The organism is Nocardia sp. NPDC050435 (assembly GCF_040655395.1).
Taxonomy (GTDB): Bacteria; Actinomycetota; Actinomycetes; order Mycobacteriales; family Mycobacteriaceae; genus Nocardia.
This window is the reverse complement of the sequence record NZ_JBFAJW010000012.1, coordinates 254,613-271,755: the sequence shown is the minus strand read 5'-3', so window position 1 is coordinate 271,755 and position 17,143 is coordinate 254,613. Positions and strand designations below refer to the sequence as shown.

The 17,143-nt window shown below is 69.6% G+C and carries 19 protein-coding genes; 8 read left to right on the top strand and 11 right to left on the bottom strand.

What is annotated here, in order from left to right:
• Positions 1-10: 10 nt before the first annotated feature.
• The 3 genes from AB0I43_RS32940 to AB0I43_RS32930 are packed head-to-tail and all read right to left on the bottom strand — an operon-like array spanning position 11 to position 1,611.
• Positions 11-496 carry a DUF488 domain-containing protein gene (locus tag AB0I43_RS32940; protein WP_356981348.1) on the bottom strand — a complete coding sequence of 162 codons (486 nt, stop codon included), beginning with the start codon at positions 494-496 and terminating at the stop codon, positions 11-13.
• A gap of 52 nt (positions 497-548) precedes the next feature.
• Positions 549-950: a RidA family protein gene (locus tag AB0I43_RS32935; protein WP_356981347.1), complete on the bottom strand. Its 402-nt coding sequence runs from the start codon at positions 948-950 to the stop codon at positions 549-551.
• 4 nt (positions 951-954) lie between these two features.
• Positions 955-1,611, bottom strand: coding sequence for a TetR/AcrR family transcriptional regulator (locus AB0I43_RS32930; RefSeq protein WP_356981346.1), 657 nt, complete (start codon positions 1,609-1,611; stop codon positions 955-957).
• 82 nt (positions 1,612-1,693) lie between these two features.
• Here AB0I43_RS32930 and AB0I43_RS32925 point away from each other — a divergent pair, with 82 nt between their 5' ends.
• The 3 genes from AB0I43_RS32925 (at position 1,694) to AB0I43_RS32915 (ending at position 3,398) form a co-directional block, all read left to right on the top strand.
• Positions 1,694-2,356: an SRPBCC family protein gene (locus AB0I43_RS32925; RefSeq protein WP_356981345.1), complete on the top strand. Its 663-nt coding sequence runs from the start codon at positions 1,694-1,696 to the stop codon at positions 2,354-2,356.
• Positions 2,356-2,751: a metalloregulator ArsR/SmtB family transcription factor gene (locus AB0I43_RS32920; protein ID WP_356981344.1), complete on the top strand. Its 396-nt coding sequence runs from the start codon at positions 2,356-2,358 to the stop codon at positions 2,749-2,751. The genes AB0I43_RS32925 and AB0I43_RS32920 overlap by 1 nt, the downstream gene beginning before the upstream one ends.
• Positions 2,752-2,822: 71 nt before the next feature.
• The gene (locus tag AB0I43_RS32915) at positions 2,823-3,398 is read left to right on the top strand and encodes a dihydrofolate reductase family protein (protein ID WP_356981343.1); all 576 of its coding nucleotides are present in this window, start codon (positions 2,823-2,825) and stop codon (positions 3,396-3,398) included.
• Here the strand turns inward: AB0I43_RS32915 and AB0I43_RS32910 are convergent.
• Positions 3,395-4,138: a class I SAM-dependent methyltransferase gene (locus AB0I43_RS32910; RefSeq protein ID WP_356981342.1), complete on the bottom strand. Its 744-nt coding sequence runs from the start codon at positions 4,136-4,138 to the stop codon at positions 3,395-3,397. The genes AB0I43_RS32915 and AB0I43_RS32910 overlap by 4 nt on opposite strands.
• A 110-nt stretch (positions 4,139-4,248) precedes the next feature.
• Between AB0I43_RS32910 and AB0I43_RS32905 the strand changes: the two genes are divergently transcribed.
• Positions 4,249-5,403 (top strand): hypothetical protein, encoded by a 1,155-nt coding sequence (locus AB0I43_RS32905; protein WP_356981341.1) that lies wholly within the window; start codon positions 4,249-4,251, stop codon positions 5,401-5,403.
• 168 nt (positions 5,404-5,571) lie between these two features.
• Positions 5,572-6,771 carry a phospholipase D-like domain-containing protein gene (locus tag AB0I43_RS32900; RefSeq protein ID WP_356981340.1) on the top strand — a complete coding sequence of 400 codons (1,200 nt, stop codon included), beginning with the start codon at positions 5,572-5,574 and terminating at the stop codon, positions 6,769-6,771.
• Between the two features lie 32 nt (positions 6,772-6,803).
• Here the strand turns inward: AB0I43_RS32900 and AB0I43_RS32895 are convergent, their stop codons facing one another.
• Complete coding sequence (locus tag AB0I43_RS32895) at positions 6,804-7,232, bottom strand: response regulator (RefSeq protein ID WP_356981339.1); 429 nt, start codon at positions 7,230-7,232, stop codon at positions 6,804-6,806.
• Positions 7,233-7,921: 689 nt separating this feature from the next.
• Here AB0I43_RS32895 and AB0I43_RS32890 point away from each other — a divergent pair.
• Both AB0I43_RS32890 and AB0I43_RS32885 read left to right on the top strand, forming a co-directional pair.
• Entirely contained in the window at positions 7,922-8,563 is a 642-nt protein-coding gene (locus AB0I43_RS32890) for an MspA family porin (protein ID WP_357433253.1), read from the top strand.
• Entirely contained in the window at positions 8,563-9,249 is a 687-nt protein-coding gene (locus tag AB0I43_RS32885) for an MspA family porin (protein ID WP_356981337.1), read from the top strand. The genes AB0I43_RS32890 and AB0I43_RS32885 overlap by 1 nt, the downstream gene beginning before the upstream one ends.
• Positions 9,250-9,301: 52 nt before the next feature.
• Here AB0I43_RS32885 and AB0I43_RS32880 read toward each other — a convergent pair whose 3' ends face one another.
• The 3 genes from AB0I43_RS32880 to AB0I43_RS32870 all read right to left on the bottom strand — a co-directional run bounded on the left by AB0I43_RS32880 (position 9,302) and on the right by AB0I43_RS32870 (position 12,643).
• The gene (locus AB0I43_RS32880; protein WP_356976616.1) at positions 9,302-10,552 is read right to left on the bottom strand and encodes an SGNH/GDSL hydrolase family protein; all 1,251 of its coding nucleotides are present in this window, start codon (positions 10,550-10,552) and stop codon (positions 9,302-9,304) included.
• Between the two features lie 86 nt (positions 10,553-10,638).
• Positions 10,639-11,820, bottom strand: a complete 1,182-nt coding sequence (locus tag AB0I43_RS32875) for an MFS transporter (protein WP_356976615.1) — start codon at positions 11,818-11,820, stop codon at positions 10,639-10,641.
• A gap of 241 nt (positions 11,821-12,061) precedes the next feature.
• Positions 12,062-12,643, bottom strand: a complete 582-nt coding sequence (locus AB0I43_RS32870) for a TetR/AcrR family transcriptional regulator (protein WP_356976613.1) — start codon at positions 12,641-12,643, stop codon at positions 12,062-12,064.
• Positions 12,644-12,725: 82 nt separating this feature from the next.
• On the opposite strand from AB0I43_RS32870, the gene AB0I43_RS32865 reads away from it, so the two are divergent.
• Complete coding sequence (locus AB0I43_RS32865) at positions 12,726-13,781, top strand: saccharopine dehydrogenase (RefSeq protein ID WP_356976612.1); 1,056 nt, start codon at positions 12,726-12,728, stop codon at positions 13,779-13,781.
• A 24-nt stretch (positions 13,782-13,805) separates the two neighbouring features.
• On the opposite strand, the gene AB0I43_RS32860 is transcribed toward AB0I43_RS32865, so the two are convergent.
• From AB0I43_RS32860 to AB0I43_RS32850, 3 genes are all read right to left on the bottom strand, one after another.
• Positions 13,806-14,168 (bottom strand): hypothetical protein, encoded by a 363-nt coding sequence (locus AB0I43_RS32860; protein ID WP_356976611.1) that lies wholly within the window; start codon positions 14,166-14,168, stop codon positions 13,806-13,808.
• A 50-nt stretch (positions 14,169-14,218) separates the two neighbouring features.
• Positions 14,219-16,210 (bottom strand): NAD-dependent DNA ligase LigA, encoded by a 1,992-nt coding sequence (gene ligA, locus AB0I43_RS32855; protein WP_356976610.1) that lies wholly within the window; start codon positions 16,208-16,210, stop codon positions 14,219-14,221.
• A gap of 103 nt (positions 16,211-16,313) precedes the next feature.
• Positions 16,314-17,096 carry an SDR family oxidoreductase gene (locus tag AB0I43_RS32850; protein WP_356976609.1) on the bottom strand — a complete coding sequence of 261 codons (783 nt, stop codon included), beginning with the start codon at positions 17,094-17,096 and terminating at the stop codon, positions 16,314-16,316.
• Positions 17,097-17,143: the final 47 nt, after the last annotated feature.

Below are 17,143 nucleotides of genomic sequence, written 5' to 3'. Positions count from 1 at the left end.
CTCCATGCTCTCACGGGCGCAGGTGCTCGACCGCGATGCCGTAGTCCGCGCGCAGTCGCCCGGCGATCAGCGAGCGATGGCAGGCCTCCGGATCGCGTTCGACGCAGAACAGGGCCGCGCGCACACCGGCGGACAGCGCCGCCACGATCGGACCGAGATCAGCCGGATCGAGGATCTCGGCGGTGTAGCGCCTGGTGTAGCCGGCGGCGAGTTCCCGGCGGGAACGTTTGCCGACGCCGAGGCGGTCGTCCTCGGCGTATTGCAGGTGACGCAGCTCGGTGGTCGGGGCCAGTTCGGGATGGTGCCGGTAGGCGATCCCGGCCTGCGCGAGCGCGGCCTGCAACCGGCGCGAATTGGCCCACGCGTACTCCGGACCCCGGACACCGCGCCGCTGGCGCACATCGAGCAGCAACCCGATATCGGCCGCCCGCAGGCGCTCCAGAAAGGACGCGCCGTCGAAACCGTAGACGCCGATCGTGAACACGACAATCACCACCTGAGCACTGTGGGCGGCACCGGAATACGATGCCGCCCACAGCTTTCCGAAACTAGGGCCGCGCGGCGACGGCTTCGACCTCGAACAGCACGTCCGGCGTGGCCAGGCTCGCGACGCCGAGCAAGGTCTGCGCGGGCGGGTTGGCGCCCCAGTTCTCCTGCACGGCGCCGGCGATCGGGCCGAGCTTGCTGACGTCGTGGTTCACCACGTAGGTCCGCAGCTGCACGACGTGGCTGAGATCGAGCCCGTGCGCGGCGAGCGCGAGACCGATGTTGTGGAAGGTCTGCTTCACCTGATCGGCGAAGTCGGCCGAGACCACCTCGCCGTTCACGTCCGACCCGTACTGTCCCGCGACCAGCACGAGCTCGGTGCCCGCCGGGATGGCGGCGGTGTGGCTGTAGCCGCGCGGGACCGGATTGTGCAGGCCGTCCGGGTTGACGATGGTGTGGGGCATGAGATCACCTTTCTGAGGAGCCGGGCGCGACGTGCGCCCCGTTCGGAATCCGCGTGTCTGTGTCGAGCGCGAAGGCCAGCTGCGCGAGAACGATTTCGCGATAGTCGAGTTCCCCCTCGATCCGATGACCGAGGACGACCGGGTAGAGCTGCCCGACGATGGCCGCGACGGCCGCCTCGACGATCGCGACCGGGTCGAAACGCGGTGTGAAATCACCGCTTTCGATCCCCCGGCGCACCGCGTCCAGGAACGGCTCGCGGTACTGGCCCGCCAGCGTGGCGGCGTGCTCCTGCAACTCCGCGTCGTGGGCGGCGGCGGTCCAGAACTCCATCAGCACCCGCCAGGTGCCGATATCGGTGCCCAGACCGCGATCCACCATCGCGACCAGCTGCTGCCAGGGATCGTCGAACTGCGCGGCGAGCTCCCGCATGGCCACGACCGCGATGGACGTCACCCGGCGCAACGCCTCGATCAGCATGTCTTCCCGGGAACCGAAGTAGCCCTGCAACGTGCTCACCGCGACACCGGACGCCTCGGAGACGTCGACGAAGCGGGTGCCCGCGTAGCCGCGCTCGGCGAGCACTGTGACGACCTGGTCGAGGACGAGCGTGCGCCGGGCGCCGCCCGCGCGGCGGGTGCGGCTGGGGCCTCGATTGCTCATGGTCGTACCGTATCACGATACGGTACGACCATGCTCATCAATCTCAGCTAATATAAGCTCTAACTTATCCAAGGAGGTTGACATGCCATTGTTGTCCGATCCCGCCGCACTCGCGGGGCTCGTCACCCGCGAGGTACGCACCGGTTCCCGCGCCGGCGCCACCACCCGCATCGCCGTCGCCCGTCGCACCTACCCCACCGATCAGGCCGACCTGTGGGACGCGGTCACCAATGCCGAGCGCATCCCGCGCTGGTTCCTGCCCATCACCGGCTCGCTGGAAATCGGCGGCCGCTACCAGCTCGAAGGCAACGCCAACGGCGTGGTCGAGCGCTGCGACGCTCCCAAGCAGTTCGCCGTCACCTGGGAGATGGGCCCGCAGGTGTCCTGGCTGTCGGTCACGCTCACGCCGGCGGGCGACGGCACGGAACTCGAACTCGTCCACGAAGCGCCCGTCGACCCCGAGATGTGGAAGCAGTTCGGCCCCGGCGCGGTCGGCGTCGGCTGGGATCTGGCCCTGCTCGGCTTGGGCATGCACCTGTCCACCGACGAGCCGGTGGATCCGGACGTCGCCCTCACCCTGCACAAGACGCCCGAGGGCCTGGAGTTCATCCGCACCGCCGCCGACGCCTGGGGCGCCGCGGCCATCGCCGACGGCGACGACCCGGCCGTGGCCGCGGCCGCCGTCGAACAGACCTTCACCTTCTACACTGTCGAACCCGAACCCGAGGCCGGCGCCGAGTCCTGATGACCGCCTCCCCCGCCAAGGTCTTCGAGGCACTCGGCGATCCCGTCCGCCGCCACATCCTGGAACTCGTGGCCGGCGGCGAGCAGCCCGCGGGTGTTCTCGTGGACGCGGTCCGCGAGCGCGCACCGATCTCCCAGCCCGGTGTCTCGCAGCATCTCAAGGTGCTCCGCGACGCCGGGCTGGTCCGGGTGCGCGCCGCGGGCACCCGCCGCTTCTACGCCCTGGACCCCGCGGGCGTCGACCTCGCCCGCACCTGGCTCACCCTGCTCGTGGATCCACTGCACCAGCTGGCCAACCCGCTCGACGCGCTCGGCACCGAAATCGCCCGCGGCAAACGCGGCCGCCGCGGCGCACCCGCCCGGCAGGAGCCCTACGGCGAAGCCGAACTCGCTTGAGCGCCGATGATTTTCGCGCCGCGATCCCGTCTCGATTCGCACAGGTGTGATGTCGACGAGTGAGGACTCGAATGCGCGAACTGATCCTGCAGATGATGGTGTCGGTGGACGGTATGGCCGAGGGGCCCGGGCAGAACCTGGATTGGATCGAGGTCGACGACCCCGACCTCGACCGCTACCTCGCCGAATTCCTGGGCAGCGTCGGGGCCCAGATCTACGGACGGGTGAGCTACGAACTGCTGAGCCAGTACTGGCCCGACGCCGAGAGCCGGCCCGCCACCCCCGGCGACAAGATGCTCGCGCCCGCGGTGAACGGGCTGCCCAAGCTCGTCGTATCACGACAGCGACAGCCCGAGTTGCCCTGGCAGCCCGCCGAGGCGATCGGCAGTGACCTGGCCGCCGAAATCGCCGCACGGAAAGAACAGCCGGGCAAGCCGCTGGTGGTGTTCGCCGGGATCGAGACCGCGCAGGCGTTCCTGCCCACCGGCCTGATCGACGAATATCGACTGCTCGTCTTCCCGGTCGTCCTGGGCGGCGGACGGCCACTGTTCCCCGACGACAACGCCCGCCGCCAACTGCGCCTGATCGAGACGATCCCGTTCACGACGTCGGGAGTCGTCCTGCAGCGCTACCGGATACCGGGCTAGGCGCGCCGCAGCACGATCAACGGGGTCCGATAGTGCTCGACGACCTCGCCGCCGAGTTCCCGCACGGCCTCGGCGGCGGCGTCGACCTCGGCGGCGCTCCAGTCGCTGAACGTGGTGAACAGGTCGTGGATCCGGTCGGCGTCCAAGGTGATCGACCAGGCGAAGCTATCGGTCAGAACGACGGTGAAGTAGCCGTCGCGGGTCATCCGGTCCACCCACAGCTCGGTGTCGAATTCGCCCGCGCGCGATTGTGGCGCGCCGGGTTCCCGGCGAGCGACGATCCGCGCGACCCGTTCCCGGAACGGCGTGCGCGGCACCGCGGGGTCGCCGAAGGCGTTGCGCCACACGGCGAAATGCCCGCCGGGCGTCAGCGCACGATGTAACCGGGGCAGCAGCACCTCGAGGTCGAACCAGTGCACCGCGGTCGCCGCGACCGCCAGATAGAACGCGGCGGGCGGCAGGGCCGCGGTCTCCGCGGTCGCGCGCACGACGACGGCCGCCGGCCAGCGCGTCCGGAGCCGCTCGGCCAGCGCCGCACCGGGTTCGACCGCCGTGACGTGCGCGCCCGCCCCCAGCATCGGGCCGGTGGCCAGGCCGTTTCCGGCGCCGAACTCGATCACCCGGACACCCGGGCCGAGCAACTCCAGTTCGCGTAACCGCTGCCAGAGCGCGTCCGGATAGGGCGGCCGGGCGCGGTCGTAGACCTCCGCGTGCTGCTCGAAATGCATCGGGTCGACCATGCGCGCATTCTATTTCGCCACGCGGAACCACAGAGATCTCTCACAAACCACCGCAGCGGCGACCCGGCTCGACCCAGTACCGTCCAAGGCGAGCTTGGAGGAGAACGAAAATGGCTGGTGGGCGCAACGGATTTCTGTTGCTCGGTGGTGCGGCGTCGGTCGGGGCGGGCGCCCTGCACCTGTTCGCCGCGGGATTGCACACCGAGCACGCCACCTTGGCGCGGCTGATGGTCGTGCTCGCGGCGGCGCAGTGCGCGGCCGGTCTGATCGCGGTGCTGAGCGCGCGGAAAGTGGTGCCGGTCGGCGTGATCGGGGTCAACCTGGTCGCCGTCGCGATCTGGGGATACACGCGTTTCGCGGGTCTGCCGTGGCCCGAGGGCCTGGACACCGCCGAGTCACCGCAGTTCCTCGACAGCGTCTGCGCCGCACTGGGCGTGCTGGCCATCGCCGGTGCGGCCGTCGCCCTGCTGCGCCCCACCGCGACCCTGCGCCCGGCGCCCACCGCGACCGCCGCCACGCTGGCGGGCGTGCTCGCGGTCGCCGCGATGCTCGGCGGCGTCGGCCACGTGCACAGCCACGGTGGCGGCGGCGAGCACACCCATGCCGCGGGTGGCGACCACGCCGAGCACGGATCCGCCTGGCCCCGGCCGTGGGATCCGGCGCAGGCGATCGACGTCTCCGGCGTGCCCGGTGTCACCGCCGACCAGGAACAGCGCGCGTCCGCCCTGATCCGCACCACCCTGGAGCGGCTGCCCGCCTTCGCCGACGTGAATTCGGTCGGCGCGCTGGGCTTCCGGTCGATCGGCGACGCGTCCACCGGCTACGAGCACTTCATCAACTTCGGCTACATCCGCGACGACCGCTTCCTCGACGCGAACGCTCCGGAATCGCTGGTCTACCGGGTGGACGGCTCCTCGCGCACCCTGGTCTCGGCGATGTATATCGCCAAGGGCAAGAAGATCGACGACCCCGATCTGGTGAACTACGGCGGATCGCTGATGCAGTGGCACGTCCACGACAACCTGTGCTGGAAGTCCGGCCCGGACGGACCGCAGGTCGCGGGCGTCACCGACGCGCAGGGCAACTGCCCGCCGCAGTCCATCAACCCGGGCTCGGGCAACCCGATGGTGCATGTCTGGATCGCCGCGAACCAGTGCGGCCCGTTCGCGGCCCTGGAGGGCCACGGCGCCGGACAGGCCGCCACCTCCGCCGACGGCCGCCGCACCGACACCTGCGCCCACGATCACGGCGGCAGCCACCGCTGACCCGCGTAACCGGCAGCGCGAAACCCTGACCTCGGCTAACGGTCACCGAGATCGACTGGCGGGGTGGCGAGTTCGGCGGTCGGCGGCGATCCGGTAAAGTCGTCTGGCCGCGCAGCCCAGGCCGGACGGGGCGCGCGGCGGTAGCTCGTGTTCCGGCGAGGGGACATGATGACCAGCACGCAAGAACCCGCCGAACTGAGCCCCGCCGCACCCGAGGAACGCATCGCGCGCATCCGCCGCCGCCTCGAGCGCCTGATCGGCATCGCGGCGACCGAGGGCAACGCCCTGATCCCCCTGCGCAACGGCGACCAGATCTTCGAAGCGATGCTGGCCGGGATCGCCCGCGCCGAGCACACCGTCGACATGATGACCTTCGTGTACTGGAAGGGTGATATCGCCCGCCGGTTCGCCGAGGCGCTCGCCGAGCGGGCGCGCGCCGGGGTGCGGGTCCGGTTGCTGCTGGACGGATTCGGCAGCCGGTTGATCGACACCGAACTGCTGGAGCAGATGGACCGGGCCGGGGTCGAGATCGCGTGGTTCCGCAAACCGCTGTATCTCTCGCCGCTGAAACAGAACCACCGCTGCCACCGCAAGGTGCTGGTCGTCGACGAGGAGACCGCGTTCACCGGCGGCGTCGGCATCGCCGAGGAATGGTGCGGCGACGCACGCAACGAGAACGAATGGCGCGACACCCACGTCGAGGTGCGCGGCCCGGCCGTCGACGGCATCGCCGCCGCGTTCGCGCAGAACTGGGCCGAGTGCCACACCGAACTCTTCGACGACCGGGACCGCTTCATCGACCATCGCCCGCAGGGCGAGGCCATCGTGCAGGTGGTCCGCGGCTCGGCCAGTTTCGGCTGGCAGGACATGCAGACCCTACTGCGGGTGATGCTGGAATCGGCCGAGGAACGCTTCCGCCTGGCCACCGCCTACTTCTCGCCGGACGCGTACTTCATCGAATTGCTGTGTGCCGCCGCCCGGCGCGGAGTCGAGGTGGAGATCCTGCTGCCCGGACCGCACACCGACAAGCGGGTCTGCCAGCTCGCCGGCCAGCACTTCTACGAGGATCTCATCGAGTGCGGGGTGCGAATCCATCAGTATCAGCCGACGATGATGCACGCCAAGGTGATCACCGTCGATCGGGTGGCCGCGCTGATCGGCTCGACCAATTTCAATCGCCGCTCCCTCGATCACGACGAGGAGATCATGCTTGCGGTGCTGGACGTGGAGTTCACGGCGACCCTGGACGCGCATTTCGACGAGGACCTGACGGTCAGCGACCGGATCCGGGCGGGGCGATGGCGGCGGCGTTCGATCGCGCAGCGCGCCCGGGAACTCGCGGTCCAGCCGATCCGCAGATTCCTGTGATCGCACGCGATGCGACATGGCACCGCGTGCGATCAGGAGTGCAGGCGGGCGTGGATGCGCGATAGTAGATCGATGGTCCGGAACGGTTTGCGCAGATAGTCCCGCGCGCCGACCGCCATCGCGAGGTCGAGGATGCTCGCCTCGTTCTCCGTGGACACGATCATGATCGGCGCGGTGGATTTCTGGCGCATCCGCAGGCACACTTCGTTCGGCGCGAGGTCGGGCACCAGCGGATCCAGCAGCACCAGATCGGGGTGCCAGTCGTCGGCGGCCTCGAGCGCCTCGTTGCCGGTGGCGGTGTGCGCCGCGTCGTAGCCGGCCGTGGCCAGCACCAGCAACGTCATCTCGGCGGTGGCGGCGTGCTGTTCGACGACCAGGACGCGCGCGAGGCCGACATCGGTATCGCTGCCCGTGATGAGCGGGCTTCGCGCGCGATTCGTGGCTAGCGGATGGATGTTCATGGCGTGCCCCTTGTCAGCCGGGCTTTGACGCTAAACCGGCCAGCAACCATCCAGCAATAGGAATGGGAGATAAGTCCTCCGGTTTGCCGTGATCGTCATGTCTTCGTGACCCACCCGTCTCGTACCCAATGGGACAGTGATCGAAACGAGATACGGCCGCCACCAGTTGTTCACCGACAGCTGACGTGCACTGACACAGACCTCACTCCCCCGATTTCAGCGGCTTCCGGTCGCTGAGACCGCGCTGGAACCCCTGTGCATCCGGGGCACCGCACTGTCCTTCTCGCCAGCGACCACACCGGTCGCAGACGAGCAGCAACCGATGAACGAACGCACCGGCATCGCCGCGGCGGTGCCGAACGCGCGGTCGCATGTATACGAAGCTGTCCAGCCCGGAAGCCGACGCACTGGTTGACGACGTCCCCGAGCTCGACGCGTCCCAGGGCGACACTGCCGGCGGGATCGTCTCCGCCACAGGTGACCTCGGCGTTTCGGGCGGGCATCGAATCCGGCGGATCTGTGGTTAGATTCGTTCGCCGACGCCGGACCACTTGCACCGTCTGCCTCGATCGCTGTCCGGCTGTCATCGCTTTTCCGGCTTTACCTCAGGAATTCCGGCTTTACCTCAGGAATATTGGCGCAGCGCGGTCGTGCCCGGGTACGGCCGCGCCACGATGAGCGAGGGGTGAATGAGCAGAAATCGAATAGGCAAGCGGGCCGCGACGGCGCTAGCTGTGTGCACCGTGCTCATCGCGGTTCCGGGCGGCGCGGCCGCGGACACGATCGTCCCGCTGCCCGACGGGCACGTCGAGGGACCGGGCGTGAAAATCACCGGTCGCAATGAGCGCGCGATCATTTCGGCCTCGCTCGCGGCGAACGGCGCGGGGCGCACCTCGTGGCTGACCGGCGATGTCACGGCCGAGGTCGAAACCCCGGACGGCGTCGTAGGTCCCAACAACGGCCCCAAGAACTACCCGGGAACGAACAATTCAGGCACGCACGGCTCGTCGAATCTGACCGTCGGTTATGTCGTCGGCTGCCAGGTCGCACTGAGCGCACTGAACGCGAACGCCGCCTTCACCCTCAGTGCGACACCGAGTGTCACCGGTGGATTCAGTTTCCCGCTGGCGCCCGGGCAGGTGCAGTGGGTCTCGATCAACAACATCGAACTGGTCAAAAGCGGCAGTTACACCATCAATTACCAGGATGTGCCGATGGAGATTCAGGGCTGCGGCGGTTACGCGCAGGCCCGCAAGGTCGCGGTGGTCGAAATCATCGGCGCCGAATATGTCAAAGCCACGCTCTACGGCCAACCGTTCAGCCTCGGCTGATGCTCCGCTCCGACAGAAGGGATCGCATGTTCGGCAAGATTCTCGGAACGGTCGTGGTCGCGACGGCAGTGGGGATCGGGCAGACCGGGGTGGCCGCCGCCGACACCTTCGTTCCGCTGCCCGGCGGCTCGATCACGCGCGAATTGGCCGACGGCACCACCGTCACCGTCACCCTGACCGGCGAATCGGCCAGGATCACCCCCTCGATGGGCGCGACGCCGATGCACCGCAACGTCTGGGTGAGCGCCCGGGCCAGCGTGGATATGGCCGGGCCGACCGCGTCGACCGCCACCATCAAGATCAGCCCCGGCTACCTCGTCGGCTGCCAGGTCGACATCGGCGGCTTCTCCGGAAACAACAACGAGACGGCGACCGCGGGCGGCAATCCGAACATCCCGATCGCGCCGACCGAATCCTTCGGCGCCGGAATCACCTTCGGACCGGGGCAGTCCGTCGCGCAGCTGATGCTGGATCTGGAGATGCCCGACGACTACGGGCAGGAATCGCACAAGCGCTACAACAAGATCAAGGGCCCGCACACCGCGGTGACCTGGATCGACGAGACCTTCGCGGTCAACGGCTGCGGCGGTTTCGCTCAGGCCCGGTCGTTCGTGGCGGTCGAGATCGACAGTTCGAACTATGTGGGCAACGTGCTGCTCTGGGGTCAGCCCTTCAGCATCGGATAGCGCGCACACCGAGGGGCGGACGCCGGTCGGCGTCCGCCCCTCGGGCTTCCGGTCAGAGCGTGGCGAGGTCGATCGCCTCGGCCATCGCGCGGTAGCCGGCGGCGTTGGGATGCTTGTGGTCACCGGAATCGAAGGCGGGCAGCAGGCTTTCGGGGTCCGCCGGATCCCGGACGGCGGCGTTGAAGTCGACGACCGCGTCGTATTCACCGCTGGTGCGCAGCCACTCGTTGAACTCGCGGATCTTCGCCGCCGAGACCTCGTTGTAGTACTCGGCGCCCTTCATCGGCAGCAGCGTCGCGCCGGTCACCCGCACACCGGCCCGGTGCGCGGCGGCGATCAGCTCGCGATGCCCGGCGATCAACTGCGCCACCGAGATCTGTGGATTCGGCTTGTAGGTGGGCAGGTCGACCTCGGAGAAGCCGAAATCGTTGAGCCCACCGAAGACGATGACACTGCTGACATCGCGTTGCCCGAGAACGTCGCGCTCGAAGCGCCGCACCCCCGCCTCGCCGAACCACGACGAATCGTTGAGGATCAGGTTGCCGCCGATGCCGGCGTTGAGGACCGGGCGCGGGGTGCCCGCGTCGGCCAGGCGCTGGGCCAGCCAATCCGGGTAACGGGTGTTGGTGTCGTATCCGGAACCGTAGCCGTCGGTGATCGAGTCACCCATGGCGACAACGGTGCCGCCCTCGTCGTCATCGCCCGAGACCTGGAGGTCGGTCAGGTAGTACCAGGAGTGGGTGGCCTCGGTGAACGGTCCGGCCGCGGCGCCGGCCTGGTCGCCCGCGGCGCGATAGGTGCTGGCGTAGGCCTGGGAGTGGAACGTTGCGGGGCCGGTGCGTTCGGGGAAGAAGATCGAGACGGTCGCCGAGTCCAGGGCGCGCAGGTCGAGATCGACGCTGTCGCTGGTCAGGGTGCCGCCCGCCGGGATCTCGGTGGTCGTGCTGCCGCCGAAGGTCAACGGGCGCACCGAGTCCGGGTCGACCTCGGCGCCCGCGGCGGTACGGGCCAGGGTGACGTTGCCGACGCGCAACGGGGTGGTCCCGTAGCGGTTGGACAGCGTAATCCGGGCCGCGGTGCCGCCGTCGGTCAGCCGGACCACCTGCCGCACGGTCTGGTTGTCGAATCCGTCCTGCGCCCAGTTGGGTTCGAAGCCGATGCTCGGTAGCTGCGGCGCGGCCATCCAGCCGGTGTCCCACTGTGTCTCGGACTCGGCCGTGCTGTAGGCCACCGCGAGCCCGCCGAAGACGGCGGTCGCCGCCGCTGCCGCCGCGAGCCGCACGCGCAAGGTGTTGTGCTTCATCGTTTTTCCTCTCGACGCCCCAGGCGCTGGGTCTGGGAACCGCTGTTCACTCGACCCAACCGGAGCTAATGGGAATCTATTCCCGTTTAGTTCCGAGAGGTGCGCTGCCACCGCCGCCAGCCGAGAACGGCGGCCAGCGTCAGCGGAACGGTGGCGATGGCGGCGCCGGCGAACAACAGGCCGTACCGGTCGTGCTGCGCGGCCGGCGCGGCGACGGCCGTCGCGGTCGCGCTGCCCAGGAACAGCGCCCCGGCGAACAAGGAGACCGCAGTGCCGCGCGCGTGCGGGGTGACCTCGGTGGCCCAGGTCTGCAACGAGGTGTGCAGGAAAGCCCAGCCGCCGCCGAGCAACAGCGTCGAGACGGCGACGGTGGCGGGATCGATCCGAAGCGCCGCCAGCAGATAACCCACCAGCATCTGCGCGCCGCCGAGCAGCATGAGCACCGCCACCGGCAGCCGCCGGGTAAGCGCCTTCACCATCCGCGAGGCCAGCACGACGCCGAGACCGTAGGCGACGGTCGCCAGCCCGGCCACGGTCGCACTGGAACCGCGCGCCTGGAGCGCGGCCGCGAAGAAGGTCATGACGCCCAGCAGCACCCCGCCCTCCACGAAGGCGAGCGCGAAAACCGCGACCGCCCAGCGATTGCGCAGCACCGTGCCCAGCTGGGCGCTCAGCGAGACCACCGTGGGTCGCTCCGGTTCCGGCAGCCTGCGCAAAGCGAACACACAGGTCAGCGCGGCCAGCACCGGCAGCGCGAACACCACCCGCCAGTGCAGCAGATCCGCGGCGAGACCGGCCAGTCCCGTGGCCAGTGCGGTGCCGACGGCGGTGACGGCCACGACATCCGACAGTGCCCGCTGTCGATTCGCCGATTCCACGGTGTCACCGACATAGGTCAGCGAAGTCGGCAGCACCGCACCGAAACACGCGCCCGCGAACACCCGCGCCACGATCAGCGCGGCCAGCGTCGGGGCGAACGCGGAGGCCGTGCCCGCCACCGCCGCGCCCAGCAGCGCGATCCGCATCACCGTCAACCGGCCGAACCGATCCGAGAGCACACCCCACATCGGTTGCGAGAGACCGTAGGCGAGGAAGTAGCCGCCCGCGAGCGCGACCACCGACGCCAGCGGCGTCTCCAGCGCGAGCGCGATCAGCACCAGCATGGGGCTGATCGCGAACCGATCGAAACTGCTCACGAACACCGCCGCCAGCAACGGAGTCGCCGGGCGCGCCGCACCCTGCCGCTCTTCGACTTTCGTGGCAATCACAACCGCTCTCCCGTCCAACCGAAACTCATGGGAGGAATTTCGGACCACCCTCAGTGTCGACGACGGTGAGCGAGAGCGTGCATCGGATTGCCCGCACGGTGATCGGCAGCCAGCTCGGAATACATGCGCCCGCACGTTCGGCACCGCCGCAGCGATGCCGGTGCGCATGCTCCTCGGTTGCCGCTATTGCCTGCACCGACTGCTGACATGCACGCCGTGCGGGTAACGCACCCGGCTCCGCTCAACGCAGGTCGAGGCTGCCGACGATCAGGTCCGTCAGTGCGGCCGCGGCGGATTCGAGGGTGGCGCGGTCGTGGTTCAGTTCCGCGGCGATGGCCTCGGCCGCGCCCAGGATTCCGGTGCACCGCAGGCGAAGCGCGGCGGGCGGGAGTGTGGTGTGCGGTTGCAGGGCGCCAGCGACCAGGTCGGTGTAGGCGTCGTGCATTTCGCGCTGCGCCGCCTCCATGTCCGGGTCGCCTTTGAGCGCGGCGGACAGGGCGGTGAGTTCCGGCATGTCGGTGAGGCAGGCGAAGTAGGCGGCGCTGATGACGCGAGCCAGTTCCGCGGCGGCGGGCCCGGCATTGCCGACCGCCGCGGCCGCGGCGGCCTGGTGACGTTCGTCGAGCTCCCGGTAGAGGGCCAGCAGCAAGCCCGGGCGCGTGCCGAAATGGTCGTAGGCGATCGGCCGGCTCACCCCGGCTGATTCCGCGAGGGTGACCAGGGTCAGGGCGTCGGTGCCCTGCGCGCGCACGATCGCCAGCGCGGCGTCGAGCAGTTGCGCGCGGCGGGCCTGTTTGGACAGGCGGGTCGGCGGAACGGCCATGATTCCTCCCTTGCGGACACCACCGACTCTAGGCTACAAAGTGTAGGTTACAAAATGTGGGTTATGAGTGGAGGCGAAAAGCATGGCAGCGCAATCGGTTTTGATCCTCGGCGGTTCGGGACAGGCGGGCTCGGGCGCGGCTTCCGTCCTGCGACGGTGGTATCCGGATCTGCCGCTCGTCATCGCGGGCCGCGATCTCGACCGCGCCCGGCGCGTCGCCGAGGACCTCGGTACCGCGCGGGCGGTCACCGTCGACATGACCCGCGCCGACCTCGGGCTCCCCGACGAACCCGCACCGGCCGCGGTCGTCGCGACGCTGTGGGACAGCAGGCTGCACGGCCTGCGCTACGCGCAACAACACCGAGCCGGGTATCTGAGCATCTCCAACGGCCTGGTCGATATCGCGCCCGAGGTCGTCGCCGGTGCCCAGCAGTCGTCCGCCGCACCGGTTCTCCTCGCGAGCCACTACCTCGCCGGGCTCGGCGTCCTCACGGCACTGCACCGGGCCGCCGACTTCGACCACGTCGAGACCCTCCGATTCGGCGCCGTTCTCGACGACACCGACACCGGCGGCCCCGCCGGCATGGCGGATCTGGACCGGCTCGTGGTCGCCACCGAATCCGCGACACTGCGCCGCGACGGCGTTTTCACCTGGCTCGCCGCTTCCGACGCCCAGGCTGTGGTCCGCAGCGTCGACGGCACGACCCTGCCCGGCCAATCCATCGCCATCCTCGATGTGCCCAGCACCGCCCTGGCCACCGGCGCCCCGAACGTCCGATTCGACCTGGCCGTAGGCGAATCCGCCGGTCGACGCGCGGGCGGCGCTCCCTCGACCGAGCTCGGGATCCTCCTGGAGGGCACCGATCGGTCCGGCGGCCCGCGCCGCACCCACCGCTACCTCCAGCACCCGCAGGGCCAACGCCCGCTCACCGCCCTCGGCATCGCCCTGGGCGTCGAACGCCTGCTCGGGCTGCGCGGCAGCGTCCCGACCCCCGGCATCCACACCCCGGAATCCCTGATCGATCCGTCCTACGCTGTCGACCGCATGCGAGAAATCGGCGCGACTTTCACCGACGTGCCAACGGACCAGCAAACCTCCGCAACCGCGGGGCGCACCGAAATTGCCGCGGGCTCTTAAAAAGCAGCCCGGCCGAGGAACGCGCTATTCGCTCTCGCCCCGCCAGTCGGTGCGGGCGGGCAGCGGCCCGGGTTCGGTGCACCAGGTGATGAGCTCGGCGACATCCGAGGGACGCACTTCATCAGGCAATCCGAACCCCGGACAGCGAAAACGACGATGCCGGCCGCCCTGCGTGAGCCCGCGAAACTCCGGACCCGCCGCGGTAATGTGCCGCAGCTGCTCCGGTTGATCCAGCACGTAATAGAGCCGGATCCGCCGATCATCGGTAGCGACCGTCAGGGTCGGGGCACCGGGCTTCGCGGGGTTCTCCCAGTCTTCGTGGATCCACCACCAGAACTCGCGGCTGCCGACCACGATCCTGCGCCGCTTCTTCTTCGCGATGGCCATGTGCCGACGCTAGAAGGTGAATGCGGTTCGGCGCATGGCGTTTTAGGTGGTCAGGCTATGTTGGCAGCGATCAGCAGGGGCCAGATTTCGCCCTGGTCGACGACTTCGACGCCCAGTTTCTCAGCCTTGGTCAACTTGCTGTCGCCGACGCCGGCGCCGGTGATGAGCAGGTCGGTGTTTGCCGAGACGGAGGAAGCGGCTGTCGCGCCCGCCTTTTCGCACATGCGCTGGAAGGTGGGGCGGGCGACCTTCTCACCGGAACGCGGGTCGCTGATCGCGCCGGTGATGACGACGGTTTTGCCGGCCAGCGGCGCGCCGGCGGCGACGACCGGAGGCAGATCTTCGGCCCGCACGTCCAGGGAGACGCCGAGTTCGCGCAGGCGTTCCAGCTCCGGGCGCAGGCGGGTCAGGTGGGCGGCCAGGGAGGCGGCGACCTTCGGGCCGATGTCGTCGACCGCGACCAGGCGCTCCTCGCCTGCGTCGGCGACCTCCTCCAGCGAGCCGAAACCGGCGCGGGCCAGACGCGCGGCGGTGCCGTCGGAAGCCATCGGGATGGCCAGGCCGATCAACGCGCGGCGCAGGCCGACCTCACGGCTGGCGTCGATCGATTCGATCATGCGACCGGCGGAGACCTCACCGATGCGATCGAACTCCAGCAGGCGTTCCTTGGTGAGGGTGTAGAAATCGGACGGGCGCTCCAGGATTCCGGCATCGGCCAGCCGCTCGATCCACACGCCGCCGATGGCGTCGATATCGGCGGCGGCGCGCGAGGCCCAGTGGATGAGCCGGCGCACCGTCTGCGCGGGGCAGGCCACGTTGGTGCAGAACAGTTCCCGGCTGTTGCCCTGCTCGGTGACCGGCTGTGCGCACGAGGGGCACACCGTCGGCGCGATGATCTCGCGCTCCGCGCCGGTGCGTTTGGCCGCATCGAGCACGCCCGCGACGAACGGGATGACATCGCCCGCCCGCCGCACCAGCACCGTGTCGCCGACCTTGATGTCGCGGGCGCGGATCACCTCCTGATTGGCCAGCGTCGCCCGCGTGACCGTGGTGCCGCCGACGAACACCGGCTCCAGCCACGCGACCGGAACGATCTTGCCGGTCTTGCCGACATCCCAGACCACATCGGCGAGCAGGGTCGTCTTCTCCTCGGCGGCGAACTTGAAGGCCAGCGCGCCGCGCGGGGAGTTGGACCGAGTTCCGGCCGCCGCGTACGCATCCCGATCGGCCAAGCGCAGGACCGCGCCGTCGAGGTCGTAATCCAGCTCGTTGCGGCCCTGCTCGACGGCGGTGATCGCGGCCTGCGCCTGCTCGGCGTCGGCGCAGAGGCGCATCTGCGCGCCCGCGACGCCGAGCGCGCGCAGCCCCTCGCCCAGGTCGACCGCGGCGCCGCCCTCGGAGGTGTCCAGGTCGAAACCGAAGAATTGCAGCCGTCGTTCGGCGACCGTCGCCGGATCCTTCGCCCGCAGTGTGCCCGCGGCGGCATTGCGCGGATTGATCAGCGGCTTGTCCGGATGCGCGGTGTTGTAGGCGACGAAGGTGGAGCGCAGCATCACGGCCTCGCCGCGCACCTCGACCCGGCCGGGGACCTCGATCCGCTCGGGCACGCCGTCGACCAGGGCGCGGACCAGCATCGTGACGTCGTCACCGGTGGTGCCGTCGCCGCGGGTGATCGCCCGGGTGAACCGCCCGTCCTCGAAAACCAGGGCCAGGGACAGGCCGTCGAGCTTGGGCATCACCACCACCGGCTGGCCGGGGAACCGCGCGAAGAACGCCGCCACCTGCTCGGGCTTGGTGGCCTTCTCCAGCGACAGCATCGGACGCGAGTGCCGGATCGGCGCGTGCAGCACGGCGGGCGCGCCGACCTGCTCCAGCGGATTCGGCTCGGGCGCGAGCTCGGGATGCGCCTGGATCAAGGCACGCAACTCGTCCTCGATCACGTCGTACTCGGCGTCGGCGACCAGCGGTGCGCCCTGATAGTAGGCGTCGCGCAGCGCCACGATGCGCTCCGCGAGCTCTCGGATTCGTTCCCCTGTTTCCACGCCCCGAACGCTACCCATACCCACCGACAACTGGCAGGTCAGGGACCAAGGTTCGCGTGCACGCGGCTGTTCTCAGCGCCGACCACGACTCCGATTCGGCGCCTCACTTCCAATGCAGCTCGCCGAGGGCTGCCGCCTCGGAGCCGCCGTCGGCGAAGACGATCTGGCCGGTGACGAATCGGTTCTCGGCGCTCGCGAGCCAGCAAATAAGTTCAGCGACCCATTCCGGGCGGCCCGGAAATCCACCGAAGGGCTGCGGTGCCGCGGCTTCGATCGCCGCGCGGGCGGCCGGGTTGTCGAAAATCCATGCGGCGGCCGGGGTATCGACGACGCCGGGGGCGACGACGTTGAGGGCGATGCCCGCGCCGGCCCAGTCGGGGCCGGGTGCGGCCCGCCGTGCCCAGCGGTTCAGGGCCCGCTTGGCGACGCCGTAACCACCGGTTTCGCCGCCGAGGGACGGGTCGGCAGCCAGCATGGCGACGGCGGCGGTTTCGTCACCGTCGAGGCAGGCCCGCACCAGGCGCTCGTCGGCCGGCGCGAGGGAGGACGTGGACGACACGGCCACCGCGCGTGGCGCGGCGCTGCGCGCCAGCAGCGGACGCAGCCCCTCCAGCGTGGCCACCGCGCCGAAGTAGTTCGTCTCCAGCAGACCGGTTCGGCCGCCGCCGGCGACGGCGAGCACCGCGTCGATCGCCCCGTAGGCGCCGACCTGATCGACCAGCGACTGCCTGCCCGCCGCGGTGGACAGATCGGCCCGCACCTCCGCCTCGTCGAGATCGCAGCCGATCACCTTCGCCCCGCGCGCCCGCAGCAGCGCCGCGGTCGCCGCGCCGATCCCGGACGCCGCGCCGGTGACCACATATGTGCGCCCGGCCGTGCTTGTCATCGAGCCCCCTCCGATGTCGTTGCTCACCAACACCTTAGGCGGATTTC

Excerpts from the sequence above, each read along its gene's own strand:
- AB0I43_RS32935 (WP_356981347.1), bottom strand. The coding sequence starts at position 950 with ATGCCCCACACCATCGTCAACCCGGACGGCCTGCACAATCCGGTCCCG.
- AB0I43_RS32930 (WP_356981346.1), bottom strand. The coding sequence starts at position 1,611 with ATGAGCAATCGAGGCCCCAGCCGCACCCGCCGCGCGGGCGGCGCCCGG.
- AB0I43_RS32925 (WP_356981345.1), top strand. The coding sequence starts at position 1,694 with ATGCCATTGTTGTCCGATCCCGCCGCACTCGCGGGGCTCGTCACCCGC.
- AB0I43_RS32920 (WP_356981344.1), top strand. The coding sequence starts at position 2,356 with ATGACCGCCTCCCCCGCCAAGGTCTTCGAGGCACTCGGCGATCCCGTC.
- AB0I43_RS32915 (WP_356981343.1), top strand. The coding sequence starts at position 2,823 with ATGCGCGAACTGATCCTGCAGATGATGGTGTCGGTGGACGGTATGGCC.
- AB0I43_RS32910 (WP_356981342.1), bottom strand. The coding sequence starts at position 4,138 with ATGGTCGACCCGATGCATTTCGAGCAGCACGCGGAGGTCTACGACCGC.
- AB0I43_RS32905 (WP_356981341.1), top strand. The coding sequence starts at position 4,249 with ATGGCTGGTGGGCGCAACGGATTTCTGTTGCTCGGTGGTGCGGCGTCG.
- AB0I43_RS32900 (WP_356981340.1), top strand. The coding sequence starts at position 5,572 with ATGACCAGCACGCAAGAACCCGCCGAACTGAGCCCCGCCGCACCCGAG.
- AB0I43_RS32895 (WP_356981339.1), bottom strand. The coding sequence starts at position 7,232 with ATGAACATCCATCCGCTAGCCACGAATCGCGCGCGAAGCCCGCTCATC.
- AB0I43_RS32890 (WP_357433253.1), top strand. The coding sequence starts at position 7,922 with ATGAGCAGAAATCGAATAGGCAAGCGGGCCGCGACGGCGCTAGCTGTG.
- AB0I43_RS32885 (WP_356981337.1), top strand. The coding sequence starts at position 8,563 with ATGCTCCGCTCCGACAGAAGGGATCGCATGTTCGGCAAGATTCTCGGA.
- AB0I43_RS32880 (WP_356976616.1), bottom strand. The coding sequence starts at position 10,552 with ATGAAGCACAACACCTTGCGCGTGCGGCTCGCGGCGGCAGCGGCGGCG.
- AB0I43_RS32870 (WP_356976613.1), bottom strand. The coding sequence starts at position 12,643 with ATGGCCGTTCCGCCGACCCGCCTGTCCAAACAGGCCCGCCGCGCGCAA.
- AB0I43_RS32865 (WP_356976612.1), top strand. The coding sequence starts at position 12,726 with ATGGCAGCGCAATCGGTTTTGATCCTCGGCGGTTCGGGACAGGCGGGC.
- AB0I43_RS32860 (WP_356976611.1), bottom strand. The coding sequence starts at position 14,168 with ATGGCCATCGCGAAGAAGAAGCGGCGCAGGATCGTGGTCGGCAGCCGC.
- AB0I43_RS32850 (WP_356976609.1), bottom strand. The coding sequence starts at position 17,096 with ATGACAAGCACGGCCGGGCGCACATATGTGGTCACCGGCGCGGCGTCC.